The sequence below is a fragment of the Amycolatopsis sp. VS8301801F10 genome (assembly GCF_046195355.1).
Lineage (GTDB): Bacteria > Actinomycetota > Actinomycetes > Mycobacteriales > Pseudonocardiaceae > Amycolatopsis.
Genome location: NZ_CP176065.1, coordinates 7,267,307 through 7,281,042, shown reverse-complemented (window position 1 = coordinate 7,281,042; position 13,736 = coordinate 7,267,307). Strand labels below are relative to the sequence as shown.

Annotated in this window: 12 protein-coding genes; 7 read left to right on the top strand and 5 right to left on the bottom strand. The window is 70.8% G+C overall.

Annotated elements, in window-relative coordinates; all coding sequences use genetic code 11:
* Positions 1-402: 402 nt before the first annotated feature.
* From F9C11_RS33360 to F9C11_RS33350, 3 genes are all read left to right on the top strand, one after another.
* A complete protein-coding gene (locus F9C11_RS33360; RefSeq protein WP_220507312.1) occupies positions 403-546 on the top strand; it encodes a hypothetical protein in 144 nt (47 codons plus the stop codon).
* 62 nt (positions 547-608) lie between these two features.
* Positions 609-2,771, top strand: coding sequence for an ATP-binding protein (locus tag F9C11_RS33355; RefSeq protein WP_409181334.1), 2,163 nt, complete (start codon positions 609-611; stop codon positions 2,769-2,771).
* A gap of 870 nt (positions 2,772-3,641) precedes the next feature.
* Positions 3,642-5,198, top strand: coding sequence for an FUSC family protein (locus F9C11_RS33350; RefSeq protein WP_409181333.1), 1,557 nt, complete (start codon positions 3,642-3,644; stop codon positions 5,196-5,198).
* 470 nt (positions 5,199-5,668) lie between these two features.
* Here F9C11_RS33350 and F9C11_RS33345 read toward each other — a convergent pair whose 3' ends face one another.
* The 3 genes from F9C11_RS33345 to F9C11_RS33335 form a co-directional block, all read right to left on the bottom strand.
* Entirely contained in the window at positions 5,669-5,998 is a 330-nt protein-coding gene (locus tag F9C11_RS33345) for a hypothetical protein (protein ID WP_409181332.1), read from the bottom strand.
* Between the two features lie 258 nt (positions 5,999-6,256).
* Positions 6,257-7,699: an MDR family MFS transporter gene (locus F9C11_RS33340; RefSeq protein WP_409181331.1), complete on the bottom strand. Its 1,443-nt coding sequence runs from the start codon at positions 7,697-7,699 to the stop codon at positions 6,257-6,259.
* Between the two features lie 378 nt (positions 7,700-8,077).
* Entirely contained in the window at positions 8,078-9,172 is a 1,095-nt protein-coding gene (locus F9C11_RS33335; RefSeq protein ID WP_409181330.1) for a calcium:proton antiporter, read from the bottom strand.
* Positions 9,173-9,391: 219 nt separating this feature from the next.
* Between F9C11_RS33335 and F9C11_RS33330 the strand changes: the two genes are divergently transcribed.
* The 4 genes from F9C11_RS33330 to ctaD all read left to right on the top strand — a co-directional run bounded on the left by F9C11_RS33330 (position 9,392) and on the right by ctaD (position 12,672).
* Positions 9,392-10,156: an acetate uptake transporter family protein gene (locus tag F9C11_RS33330; RefSeq protein ID WP_409181329.1), complete on the top strand. Its 765-nt coding sequence runs from the start codon at positions 9,392-9,394 to the stop codon at positions 10,154-10,156.
* Positions 10,157-10,180: 24 nt separating this feature from the next.
* Positions 10,181-10,606, top strand: coding sequence for an SPW repeat protein (locus tag F9C11_RS33325; RefSeq protein ID WP_354743351.1), 426 nt, complete (start codon positions 10,181-10,183; stop codon positions 10,604-10,606).
* Positions 10,607-10,611: 5 nt separating this feature from the next.
* A complete protein-coding gene (locus tag F9C11_RS33320) occupies positions 10,612-10,863 on the top strand; it encodes a hypothetical protein (RefSeq protein ID WP_409181328.1) in 252 nt (83 codons plus the stop codon).
* 102 nt (positions 10,864-10,965) lie between these two features.
* A complete protein-coding gene (ctaD, locus tag F9C11_RS33315) occupies positions 10,966-12,672 on the top strand; it encodes a cytochrome c oxidase subunit I (RefSeq protein WP_409181327.1) in 1,707 nt (568 codons plus the stop codon).
* Here ctaD and F9C11_RS33310 read toward each other — a convergent pair whose 3' ends face one another.
* On the bottom strand, positions 12,673-13,251 hold the full coding sequence (locus F9C11_RS33310) for a TetR/AcrR family transcriptional regulator (RefSeq protein WP_409181326.1): 579 nt from the start codon (positions 13,249-13,251) through the stop codon (positions 12,673-12,675).
* Positions 13,248-13,679, bottom strand: a complete 432-nt coding sequence (locus tag F9C11_RS33305; protein WP_409181325.1) for a hypothetical protein — start codon at positions 13,677-13,679, stop codon at positions 13,248-13,250. Before F9C11_RS33305 ends, F9C11_RS33310 begins: the two co-directional genes overlap by 4 nt.
* Positions 13,680-13,736 lie beyond the last annotated feature (57 nt).

The following is a 13,736-nucleotide window of genomic DNA, read 5'->3' as shown; positions in this document are numbered from 1 at the left end:
GCCGATGTCCAGCCTTGCCCGCGGATGGCGCACGGACTGTGACCGGAATGATTTCCCATTCCCGCGTCCGGCTGGCGCGCCCGGGTTTATCCGCGCGGGAAATTCGCTCGGATGGCGCCTTCCGGAAACGGCGGGTGACTGTTCCAGTCCGTTGCCGGCGAACGGTCAGCCGGTCCGGCTCGCGCTCTCGTGAGCCGGCCCGCGGCGGACTCCCCTGCTGGTCCCGGCCGAATTCCTTTCGCCGCGGGCCGGGCCGGGGCAATGCGACTGCGTTGCCTCTCCGTTCCCCGTTCACGCGACTAAGGCGGAAACGGGAAACTCCTTCCCCGATTGCCGCGTGCTCCCGCATTCTCGGGACAGGCCGCTGATCAGGCGGCCGGAAATCCTCGGAGGGAGCTTGTCGTGAAGGTCGTCTGTTCGTTTTCCCTGCTGGTGCGCGCCGCGTTGTGGCTCGCCGGGGTCGCGCTCGTGTCCGGGCTCGCCCTCGGCCATCCGGGCGGTCCCGCGCCGGTCGCGCCGCCGGTGTCGGTGCGGACCGCGCCGTGACGAAGCCGCGGCCCGGCGCCTGCCGGATCGTCATACTGGGAGCGAGAAGAGGGTGGAGGCGGATGACAGCGCGCGCGACGTTCGGGGCGGAACTGCGGCGGCTGCGCACTTCGGCCGGGCTTTCGCTGACCGAGCTGGCGGCCCGGGTGCACTACAGCAAGGGGTATCTGAGCAAAGTCGAAACCGGCCTGGCTGCTCCGAATTCCGCACTCGCTGCTTTATGTGAATCAGAATTCGGTACTCCGGGTGCCCTTACCGCACTGGTTCCCGCGGAAACCGGAAAACGCCGCACCCGGCCGGACGTCCGCCCGTCCGGCCTTCCCCCGATGGCTTCCGGCTTCACCGGGCGCGATTGCGAATCCGAAGCCGTCCGCGAGATTCTCGAGTCCGACGGCGGCGTCTGCGTCATTTCGGGGATGGGCGGAGCCGGCAAGACGGCGCTGGCGGTGCGGTGCGCGTACCGGCTCGAAGCGTCCTTCGCCGACGGCAGCCTCTTTCTCGATCTGCGCGGCACCTCCGACGAACCGGTCGCTCCAGCCGACGCGCACGACCGGCTGCTTCGGATCCTGCAGGTGCCCGCCGAGCGGATCCCGGCCGATCCCGACGACCGCGCCGCGCTGTTCCGGACCTGCCTGCGCGGCCGGAGTTTCCTGCTGGTGCTGGACAACGCGGGCAGCACCGGGCAAGTGCGCCCGCTGCTGCCCGCGGAACCGAAATGCCGCGTCGTGATCACCAGCCGCTCCCGCCTGCCCGCATTGGACGAAGCGCGGCACGTCTCGCTGGGCGTCCTCCCGTCCGCTTCCGCCGCCGCGCTGGTCGCCGCCTTGACCGGGGCGTCCCCCGACGCCGCCCTGCGGATCGCCGACCGCTGCGGCCGCCTCCCGCTGGCCATCCGGATCGCCGCGGCCCGCCTGCGCGCCCACCCGGCGTGGGATGTCGCGGAATTGGAGCGCCGCCTGGCCGACGAAACCCGCCGCCTGGGCGAACTCGACGACGGCGAACGAAGCCTGGCTGCCGCTTTCCGGTTGTCCGTCCGCCAATTGGAGCAGCCGGAAGCGCGGCTGTTCGGCTTGCTCGCCCTGCACCCCGGCCCGGACTTCGACGTCACCGCCGCGCAAGCGCTGGGCTCGCTGGACGCCCGGGAGGCCGAGCGGCTGCTGGACCGCCTGCACCAGGCGTACCTGCTCACCCAGCCGGAACTGGGCCGGTTCGGTTTCCATGACCTGGTAAGGGTTTTCGCCGCCTCCGGCGTGGTAGGCCAGGACGCTTTCCGCCGGCTGGCCGATTTCTCCGTCGCCGCCGCGGAACGCGCCGACCGGCTGGTGAGCGGCCCGCGATACCGCCCGGAAGTGACCTATCCGCCCGGCCTGCCCGAGCTCGAGTTCCCGGACCAGGACGCCGCGATCGCCTGGTTCCGCGCCGAATGGCCGAACCTGGTCGCGCTGTGCCGCCGGGCCGGGGCGTCCGAGCGATGCTGGCAGCTGGCGTTCTTCCTGCGCGGATTCTTCTACCTGACCAAACTGTGGGACCCGTGGATCGCGACGCACCGCTGGGCGCGCGCCGCCGCCGAAGCCGTCGGCAACCGCTGGGCCGCCGCCACGACGACCGCGAACCTGGGGATCGCCTACGTCGACCGCGGCGATCTGGACGAAGCCTCCCGGTGTTACCGCCAAGCGCTGCGCGAGTACCGGGAAATCGGCGACCGCCACGGCGAAGCGACCGCGCTGGCGCATTCGGCCTGGGCGGAGCACTACCGGGGCAACCACGAACAAGCCCTGCGCGACCTGCGCAGCGCGGCGGAGTTTTATGCCCTGACCGGCAACCGACGCAGCGGCGCCATCACGACGCGGGGCATCGCCCTGGTCCTGGCCGCGCTCGGGCAGCCGGACGAAGCTGGCCGTTTGGTCGAGGAGACGCTGGCGGTGTTCGAGGAGCTGGAGCTGGAATTGGACGTCGTGATGGCGCTGAACTGCCTTGGCTGGGCAAGGTTCCGCGCCGGGGACCACTCGGGTGCGGAATCGGCTTACCGGGAAGCCGCGGCTCGCGCGGAAGCCTGCGGCAGCACCCATGAGGCGGCGCGGGCTTACCTGGGGTTGGGAAATGCGGCTGCGGCGCTGGGGGCTGAGGGGGAGGCCGCGACGCAGTGGGAACGGGCCGAGGCGGCGCATCCTGGGCTGGATCCGGTGACGGTGGGGGAGGCGGCTGCTCGGGCCGAGTTTCGGTGAGGGGTTCGGCGTTGGCCGGGTGTCGAGTTGCCGAGGCAAGTGGCCGTCGAGCTGCGGGTTGTTGGTCTAGTAGGGAGCACGTGACTGGATTGGGGGCGGTGAACGCACCTGCAGCTGCCGGGGACGGCGTGGGTAGGGCGGCCGATCGGTGCGGGATGCGTGTGAACTGTGGCGGGTCTGGCTGGGTCGCCGCTTGCAGTCAAAGGGTCCGTGGGCGGAGCGAACTTGCGTGCCCGCTGTCTCTGCGGGGCGTGACTGGATTGTGAACCGTGGCGGGCCTGGTTGGAGTCACCGCTGCGGCTGGGTGACGAAAGAGTGCGCGCGGCGGAGAGGACCTGCGCGGGGAGTGTGCCCGCTGTCTCTGCGAGGCATGGCTGGGTTGTGAACTGTGGTGGGCCTGGCTGAGTTGCCGTCGTGGCCCGGTGGCAAGGGAGTGCGCGCAGCGGTGCGGAGTGTGCCCGCCGCCTCTTCTAGACGTGGTTGGACTGTGAACCGTCGCGGGTCTGGCTGGGTCGCCGCTTGCAGCCAAAGGGTCCGTGGGCGGAATGGACTCGCGGCGCGAGTGTGCCCGCTGTCTCTGCAGGCGTGGCTGGGTTGTGAACTGTGGCGGGCCTGGCTAAGTCACCGCCTGCAGCCAACGAGCGCGCGGCGGAGCGGACTTGCGACGGGAGTGTGCCCGCTGCCTCTGCGGGGCGGGCCTGGCTGAGTCACCGTCGCCCGCTGTCAGGGGGTGCGTGCGGCGGGGCGGGCTCGTGCCGGGGAGTGTGCCCGCCGTCTCTGCGGGGTGTGGTCGGGCTGTCCGGGCCGGTGGCGGCGTGTTGGGATGGGTGGATGGGATCGTCGCCCGAGCCGGTTGAGGAGTTGCCTCGCGTGGCGGGGTTTCGGGCGCTGATGTTCGCTTTGCCGCCGGTCGGGCGGAGGTGGTCGGCGGGGTTGCGGGCCGCGGCCGCGGTGGTGGTGCCGGGGGTTGCGCTGGTGCTCGCGGGGGCATCGGCGTCGGCGTTGTTCGTCACGTTGGGGACGTTCGCGGTCTTGTACGGCGAAGGGCGGCCGTACCGGGTGCGGGCGGGCGTCGTGGCTACTGCTGGTGCGGGGTTGCTCGCGGCGGCCGCGTTGGGTGCTTCGGTGGGGACGGTGGTTCCGCCCGGTCCGGTGTCGGTGCTGGTGGTTTCGGTGGTCGCGGTGCTGGCGACGTACGTCGTCGACGCGTTGCGGCTCGGACCGCCCGGGCCGTTGTTCTTCGCGCTCGTTTGCGCGGGCGCGCAGGCGGCGGTCGAGGCGGGGGCTCGGCCGTGGGTGGTGCTCGGGTGTGCCGCGGCGGGCGTCGGATCGTCGGTGGTGGTGTCAATGGCCGGGGTGCTGGCCGACCGGACCAAACCGGAGCGGACGGTCGTCGACCGTGCGGTTCGGGCCGTCGACGCGTTCGTTTCGGCGGAGCGGAAAACCGCCGAGGCACGGCACGCCGCCGGTGCTGCGGTGTCCGCGGCGTGGACTGCGCTGCATGACGCGGGACATCCTCGCCGTGGCACGCAACCGGATCTAGTGGCGACGTTGCTCGCCGCTCACCGGCGGTTCGCGGACGCCTCGCCGGGGGAGTCCGTCGAATTGCCGCCGGGGAAGCTGCCGTTGCCGCGGCCGAACATCGGGTACCGGTTGCGGCGGGCGGTTCCGTTGCAGTCGCACGCCGCGGTGACGGCGTTGCGCGTGGGCGTCGGGTGCGTGGTCGCCGGGGAACTGGCGGTGGCAGTCGGATTTGGCCGGCCGCATTGGGCAGTGCTCAGTGCGCTCGTGGTGCTGCAGCAGGGACTGGACCGGCGGCGGACGAATGTGCGTGCGCTGCACCGGTTCGCGGGCACGGCGGCGGGGCTGGTGCTGTTCGGGTTGGTGATGATGTTGTCGCCGTCCGGGGTGGTGTTGATCTTGATTCTGGCAGTGCTGCAGTTCTGTGTGGAGCTGGTGGTGCCGCGGAACTACGCGGTGGCGACAGTCGTCATCACGCCGCTCGCGTTGCTGGCCGCCGGAGTGGCGAGCCTGCCGGGCCCGGTGTGGCCCGCGGTGGCGGACCGTTTCGCCCAGACGGCGATCGGGGTCGTGGTGGCGGTGGCGGTGCAGTACGCGGTGGTGCCGCGTGCGCATCGGAAGACGTTGGACTGGACCGGATCTCGCGTGCGCGCCGCCGCGCGTGCGGTGCTCGCCGGTGCGCCGGTCCCGCGTGCGGCGGCGCGCCGGGACTTGCAGTTCGAACTGGAGGGCGCGACCCGGGCAGGGGTGGATTCGGTGCACAACGAACCCGGCTGGGCGGCGGAGCGCTGGTCCGCCCACGCGGCGCTGGTCCACGACGGGTACGACCTGCTCCAAGCCTGCTGGTCCGCACCGGACGGCGGGTTGCGGGACGCGGAACGCTGGGAGCGCGCGTTCGGCCGGTGAGCCTCGGATGACTGGCCGGAGGGATCGGCCCGGAGCGCGGATTGTGGGGATGCGTGCTTCGGCCGAATGGGGGCGCTGGCGCTCGGCGAAACTGCCCGGTCGGAGGTGACTCGCGATGTTGATCCCTTGGCCGGGTCTCGCGGATGCCGAACGCGAAGCGGCCGCGCTTCGGCTGGCCTGCTTCGCGAACCACGGAGCCGATCCGGCGAACAACTCGCGCCGGTCCCCCGCCTGGCCGTTCCGCCGCCGGACGCGGAGGCCGTCGAGAGCTGCCCCGCGGTCCGCCTCTTCCGCGACCGTGCCCGGGCGAGCGACCCGGCGTTCCGGCTGACCGACGAAACGGCGGTCGACGTCGTGCTTGGCAGATCGCGCCTTAACCACTGCCCGGCTGGCGAGCAGCGGCTCGGGTTCCGGCCGTGACCGTGCACCGGCCGTCCGCGTGGATTCCGAGCCGGTCCGAACGACGCTGGCTAAAGACGGTGCGGGGCGGCCTCGATCTCCTCCGGACCGGCCTTGTCGGCCGTTACCGCGCACCGGCCGTCCGCGCCGCTCCGAACCACGCTGGCTAAAGACGGCGCAGGGCGGCCTCGATCCTCCGGACCGGCCTCGCCGGGCGTGATCGTCAGCGGGCCCGCGACCTCCAGCAGAAGCAGCCGAACTGGCTTCTCCTCGATGGCGCGGCTGATCAGCGGGCCGACGCCGTGTGCGCGCAGGCGTCGGCGTGCACGGCGGCGAGGGATGCCGACGGTCCACTGCAGGACCGGCAGCAAATCCTTCGTCAGGTCGTGCGCGGACGTCACAGTGACGCCGGGCGTCGGGCCGCAGGTGACGAGGTCCGCGGTCGGCCGTCGCTGGCGCAGAAGGCGGCTCGGCCATCGGCGGACAGGGCCAGCAGGGCCCGGGCACCATCGGAGCTGACGGCGGGCAGGACGTGGTCGTAGCCCGCAATCCGGCGCGTGACCAGGCGGTGCACGCGCCGCCCGCGGATGCTGGTCATCAGTTCATCGGTGCGGTGCAGGCGCGGGCGACGGCGTCCAGCCGTTCTCGGTCCACAGGCGTCAGGATTCCTCCTTCGCCGGCTCTGGGCGGGACGGCCGGACGAACCAGGCTCCCACCACCGCGACCGCTCCGATGCAGCCAGCCACGATGAACGCCATCTGCAGCCCGTTGGCGTCGGGGCTCACGGCGGCGTGTTCGGCGCTGCTGACGGTCGCGACGCTGACGAACACCGCGGTGCCCAGTGCGCCGGCGACCTGTTGGAGCGTCGAGAGGATCGCGCTGCCGTGCGAGTAGAGGTGGTCGGGCAGCGCCGCCAGGGACTCGGTCATCAGCGGCGTCATCATCAGGCCCAGTCCGGCCATCAGGACGATGTGGATGCTGATCACCGCGATCAGCGGGGAACCCGGTCCCAGCAACGAGTACAGCCAGAGCGAGACCGTCATCGCGAGCGCGCCGGGGAGCACCAGCGGGCGCGCGCCGACCCGGTCGAACAGCGCGCCGACCGGGCGGCCGAGCAGGCCGAGCACCAGGCCGCCGGGCAGGACGGCCAGGCCGCTGACGAACGTGGACTTGTGCAGGACGGTCTGCAGGTACAGCGGCAGCAGGATCGCGCCCACGCCGATCAGGCACATGAACAGCAGCGCACTCAGCCCCAGCGCGACGACGAAACTGCGGTGGGTGAACGGCCGCAGGTCGAGCAGCGCGCGGTCGCGTCGCTGCAGGCGAAGCTGCCGCCAGCCGAACACCGCCAGCGAAACCACCCCGACCACAATCGGCAGCCACGGCGGCACCAGCGCGGTTTCGGCGGATTCACCCGCGGACGACAGGCCGTACAGGACTCCGCCGAAACCGACGGCGGAGAGGAGCACCGAGAGCACGTCGAGCGGAACCGCGCGGGTTTCGCTGTCGATCCGCAGCTGCAGCATCCCGGTGACCAGCGCGGCCAGCGACAGCGGCAGCACGATGAAGAACATCCACCGCCAGCCGAGCGACGACAGCACCGCGCCGCCGATCGTCGGGCCGATCGCGGGCGCGACCGCGATGACGATGCTGATCGTGCCCATCGTCGCGCCGCGGCGCTGGGCGGGCACGAGCCGCATGACGGTGGTCATCAGCAGCGGGATCATCACCGCGGTGCCGCACGCCTGCACGACCCGGCCCGCCATCAGCAGGCCGAAGCCGGGCGCGACGCCGCACAGCAGCGTGCCGAGGCTGAACGAGGCGAGCGAGAAGACGAACACCTGCCGCGGCGTGAACCGTTCGAGCAGGAACCCCGTCGTCGGGATCACCACCGCCATCGTCAGCAGGAAGCCGCTGGTGAGCCACTGGATCGTGGTGGTCGGCACGGAGAGGTCGACGGTGAGGTCGCGCAGCGCGACGCTCAGGATCGTCTCGTTGAGGATCATCACGAACGCCGACAGCACGAGCACGCTGATCAGCAGCCCGGGTTTGACGGGCGGCCGCGCCGGGGCCTCCGGCACGGGGGAGGAGACGCCGCTCATGCGCGCACCCCGCTGACGGACGCGAGGCCGAGTTCAAGGGGTCGGACACTCGCGACGACTGCGAGCCCGGCGGCGCGAACGGGACGGCCGGGGAACGTCGGACGGCTGCCGGGGAAAGCTCTGCGCGCGGCTGCACCGGCCGCTGCGGACGTGGTCGGGGACTGCTGGATCTTCACCTGGCCAGGATACGGAGGAGCACCGACAAAACCGGCGTCCTTTTCCGCCCGCAGCCCTCGGAACCAGCCGCGACCGGGCTTCCGAAAGCACCCGAAAAAGCCGCTCGACCAGCGATCGGCCGCCGTTCGCCGGAGCGGTAAGCGAATCAGGAATCTCGTCTCGCGGCCCTAGCGGCACTCCACAGTGGATAGTCGCAGCACTTCACGGATTCATCGCCAGCACCAGGAATCCCGCCAGCAACACCAGATGCACCCCGCCCTGAAGCCGCGTAGCGCGCCCCGGCACCACGGTCAGCACACTCACCACCACCGTGAGCGCGAGCAGCACGATGTGCGTCGGCCCGAGACCGAGCAGCAGCGGGCCCTTCAGCCACACCGAGGCGAGCGCGATGACCGGGATGGTCAGGCCGATGCTGGCGATCGCGGAGCCGTACGCGAGGTTGAGGCTGATCTGCATCCGGTCGCGCCGCGCCGCGCGGACGGCCGCGAGCGTCTCCGGGGCCAGGATCAGCAGGGCGATCACCACGCCCACGAACGACTGCGGCAGCCCGGCCGCGCGCACGCCGGCCTCGATGGCCGGGGATTCGACCTTCGCCAGTCCGACGACGGTGACCAGGGCGACCAGCAGCAGAGCGAGGCTCACCAAGGTCTTCTGGAGGCTCGGCGGTTCCGCGTGCTCTTCCTCGCGGGTCTCGCCGTCGGCGTCGACGGGCAGGAAGAAATCCCGGTGGCGGACGGTCTGCGTCATCACGAAGGTGGCGTACAGAACCAGCGACGCACCGGCCGCGAAAGCCAGCTGCGGACCGGAAAACGCCGGGCCGGGCGTGCTCGCGGTGAACGTCGGAAGCACAAGGCTCAGCGTCGCCAGGGTGCCGACCGTCGCCAACGCCGCACCGCTGCCTTCGGGGTGGAACCGCGTTTCCCCGTACCGCCGCGCGCCCACGAGAAGCGACAGCCCGACGATGCCGTTGGTGGTGATCATCACCGCGGCGAACACCGTGTCGCGCGCCAGGGTGTCGGCCTTTTCGCCGCCGGAAGCCATCATCGTGACGATCAGCGCGACTTCGATCACGGTCACCGCGACCGCGAGCACCAGCGAGCCGAACGGTTCGCCGACCCGGTGCGCGACCACCTCGGCGTGGTGCACCGCGGCGAGAACCGTGCCGGCCAGCGCGATCGCCACCAGCGCGACCGGCGCCGGACCCAGCGTGCGACCCCACGTGAGCGCCAGCAGGACCAGGGAAAGCAACGGCAGGAAAGTGGTCCAGGACAACAGATAACCGCGGACGCTCGCCATGCGCACACCCTGGCATACCGGACCCGCCGTCGCCGGGCACGCCGTCCGGGCGGGGGAGTGCCGCGTCCGAAATGGACACTGCCGGTCGTCCGGCGGGCGGCGCACCGTGACCGGGGCGGGCCAATTTCACTCGTTCGGCCTAGCAACACCAGGATTCCGCAGGTCGGCGGCGGGGTACGCGCGGCGCACAGGGGAGCTCGGCGCGGAAAGGAGCCGAAGATGACCCGCGAGATGAAGAGGGCCGACCGCGCGATGCCGGCCGGCGGCGACGGCGCGGAGTACGCGTTCTGGCGCGAGCACACGCACATCAACCTGAGCCCGGTGGCCGCACCGTCGATCCTGGGGCTCGCCGGGTTCGCGGTGTCGACGTTCATGGTGGCGGCCAACCTGGCCGGCTGGTTCGGCGACAGCACGACGACGCCGCTGCTGCTGGCCCCGTTCGCGTTCGCTTTCGGCGGCGTCGCGCAGTTCCTCGCCGGGATGTGGTCGTACCGGGCCCGCGACGCGCTCGCCACGGTCGTGCACGGGGCGTGGGGTGCGTTCTGGCTCGGCTACGGCGTCTACCAGCTGTTCGTCGGCCTCGGCGGACTGCCTTCGACGGCGGCGAGCCCGGTCGCGGCGGCCGCGATCGGCTTCTGGTTCATCGGGCTCGCGGCGATCACCTGGACCGGCGCGCTCGCCGCGCTGGCGGAAAGCCTCGTGCTCTGCGCGCTGCTCGCGGTCCTCGCCGCCGGGGCGACGCTGCTGGCCATCGGGATGATCGGCGACGTCGGCGTCGTGCGCACGATCGCCGCGTACTTCCTGCTCGCGTCCTCGGTGCTGGCCTGGTACGCGTGCAGCGCGATGGTGCTCGAAGCGGCGCACCACCGGGTAATCCTCCCGATGGGCCTGCGCGCTCCGCGGCCCGCCCGGACCACGACAGTGCCGTTGCACCAGGCGATCCAGTTCGACCACGGCGAACCGGGAATCAAGGCCGGGCAGTAGCCCCGCCGAGGAGGTGACCACGGAATGAAGATGAGCACGGCGCTCACCGCGCTGACTCCGCAGGACCGCAAACTGCGGGAAAGCAGGCTGCCGCTCACCGCGGAATTCCTGGCCGGCGCGTGGCTGGTGTTCGCGGCGTTCGCGTACAGCTACTCGTTCACGCTGTCCGCGACGGCCGGCTTCTGGAACAGCCTGGCGTGCGGGATCGCCGTGGCGGCGGTCGCGCTGGTCCGGTTCGGCCTGCCGGAACGGGCGCGCTGGCTGGGACTGGTCAACGTCGCGATCGGGTTCTGGCTCATCGCCGCGCCCTTCGCGTTCGGCTACCCGGTCGACGGCCACCGCGACGCGATCCGCACGAATTCGCTGATCGTCGGCGTCCTGCTGGCGATTTTCGCGGTGATCTCGGTGACCGTCGCCTATCGCAGGCACAGCGGCGAGTTCCGGGAGTAAGGAGCGTGTACTGGCCGGTGCTGGCGGTGCTCGCGCTCGGCGTGCTCGCCTTGGGCAGCGCGGGATTGCGGGCGCGCAAGACCGCGCCGCCGATCCGGAAGGAGGCGCTCGCCGGTGCCTGGCTAGTCGCCGCGTCGGGCGTGGTGTGGTGGGCGTCCGCGCCCGCCGCCGGGGCGGTGTTCCTGGTGATCGGCGCGGCGGTCGTGTTCGGCGCGGCGCTGCCGGACGGGCGGCTGCCGTTCCGCCGGGGCGGCTGAACAGGCCGGGGTTTGCCGCGGGCGGCGGCCGGTTACCCGCCCGGGGTGAGGCCGGGCGGCCGTCGGCTGCCCGGCGATTGTCGGGTGCGCGGGAGGTCGGTCATGACACAGCTGAAGCCCCGGCCAGTGGTGATCGCCGCGGCGCCGCACCGGGGCAAGAAAGGCTCGGTGCTGCTGGGACTTCTGCGCACCACCGACCACAAGCAGATCGGGCTGCTCTACCTCGGCAGTTCCTTCGCGTTCTTCCTGATCGGCGGCGCGATGGCGCTGCTGATGCGCGGCGAACTGGCCCAGCCCGGCCTGCAGTTCCTGTCGCAGGAGCAGTACAACCAGCTGTTCACCATGCACGGCACGATCATGCTGCTGCTGTACGCGACGCCGAATGTGTTCGGGTTCGCCAATTTCGTCCTGCCGCTGCAGATCGGCTCGCCGGACGTCGCGTTTCCCCGGTTGAACGCGTTTTCCTATTGGCTGTACCTTTTCGGCGGGCTGATCGTGCTGAGCTCGTTCCTCACGCCCGCCGGAGCGCCGGATTTCGGCTGGACGGCCTACACGCCGCTGTCGGACGCCGTGCACAGCCCCGGAATCGGCGGCGACCTGTGGATCATGGGCCTGATCGTGTCCGGTCTCGGCACGATTCTCGGCGCGGTCAACATGACCACGACGATCCTGTGCCTGCGCGCGCCGGGAATGACGCTGTTCCGGATGCCGCTTTTCACCTGGAACATCCTTTTCACCGCGATTCTCGTGCTGCTCGCGTTCCCGATCCTCACCGCCGCGCTGTTCGGCCTGGAAGCCGACCGGCGGCTCGGCGCGCACGTTTTCGATCCGGCCAACGGCGGCGCGATCCTATGGCAGCACCTGTTCTGGTTCTTCGGCCATCCCGAGGTGTACATCGTCGCCCTGCCGTATTTCGGGATCGTCACCGAGATCATCCCGGTGTTCAGCCGGAAACCGCTGTACGGCTACCGGCTGATGGTTTTCGCGACGGTCGGCATCACCGGCCTGTCCGCGACGGTGTGGGCGCACCACATGTTCGCCACCGGCGCGGTGCTGCTGCCGTTCTTCTCGATCCTCACCTTCCTCATCGCGGTGCCGACCGGGCTCAAGTTCTTCAACTGGATCGGCACGATGTGGAAGGGGACGCTGTCGTTCGAATCGCCGATGCTGTGGTCGATCGGATTCCTCGTCACGTTCCTGCTCGGCGGGCTGACCGGGGTGCTGCTGGCCTCGCCCGCGTTGGACTTCCACATCACCGACACCTATTTCGTGGTCGCGCACTTCCACTACGTGCTGTTCGGCACGATCGTGTTCGCCACGTTCGCCGGGATCTACTTCTGGTTCCCGAAGATGACCGGCCGGATGCTCGACGAATCGCTCGCCAAATGGCACTTCTGGACGACGTTCATCGGTTTCCACACGACCTTCCTGGTGCAGCACTGGCTCGGTGCGCAAGGAATGCCGAGGCGGTACGCGGACTATCTCCGCAGCGACGGTTTCACTGTGCTGAACACGATTTCCACCATCGGTGCGTTCATTCTGGGCGCTTCGGTGCTGCCGTTCATCTGGAACGTGGTGAAGAGCTACCGGTACGGCGAACGGGTCAACGTGGACGATCCGTGGGGCTTCGGCGGTTCCCTGGAATGGGCCACGTCGTGCCCGCCGCCGCGGCACAATTTCACCGAGCTGCCGCGCATCCGTTCTGAGCGCCCCGCTTTCGAACTGCATTACCCGGAAGTGGCGAAACGGGCGCGCGAGGAGCAGCACGTCCACTGGCGGCGGAAGGCCAAGGAGAAATCGAACGCCTGATCACGGCTGAAATCCCTTGACCATGGCGCGCAGCCCGGCCGCGAACCACCGGTCGTAGTACTCGGCGGCCGCCGGGTCGGCCGGCTCGTCCGGCGGCGAGCCGACCTGGGCGAGCGCGTGGCCGAGGGTGTAGACGCCGATGGACTGCAACGCGATCAGCGCGGTCTCCTGGGCGATGCCGTCCGCGGCGAACCGGTCGAGCACCCCCGCGAGCAGCGGCGTGACCGCGTCGGCGTCGACCGGATGGGTGGCCAGCAGCGGGACCGCGTTCGGATGGCTGAGCAGCATGGCGCGGTACGCCTCGGCGAACCCGGTCGCCGCCTCCGGCCAGGACTCCCGCGGCTCGAGGTCGGCGAGCGCGGTGGTGACCAGCCGGTTCACGACCGCGGCGAGCACGGCGTCGCGGTGCGGGACGTGGCGGTACAACGACATCGCCGCGACGCCGAGACGGGAGCCGAGCGCGCGCATGGTCAGGGCGTCGAGGCCTTCGTCGTCGATGAGGCCGATCGCCGCGGTGACGATCTGGTCGGCGCTGACCTGCGGCGGGCGACCCGGTCGGCGGCGCGGCGTGTCGTTCATGCGGTCAGCGTGGCAGCCAGCGTCGTGCCGAACATGACCAGGGTGAGCAGGCCGACGACCAGGTGCTGGACGTCCGGGACCACGTCGTGCCCGGCGGTCGGCAGGATCTTCCGGGTGCGCGCGTAGTCGCGGGCGTAGACCTCCCGCTGGGCGGCCGTGCTGATCCCGAAGTACGGCAGCCACCAGCTGGCCACGTGCCCGGCGAGGATCAGCGCGCACAACGCCAGCGCCGCGATCGAGGACCACGGCCGGTGCAGCGCCACGCCCGCGGCGATGAGCAGCGGGAACGGGTAGTTGATCGCGGCGGCGAGCAGCCGCGGGCGGAGGTTGCCCGGCGCGAGGTCGTTGAGCGGGAACATCGGCACCCATTCGGTCAGGACGAGCCAGGCCAGCCAGAGCAGGGGGACGGCGACGGCGATCGGGGTCACGGCGGGCTCCTCTTCCGGTGCGTACGTCGTAAGCTTACAAGGTACGCAAATGAGCCC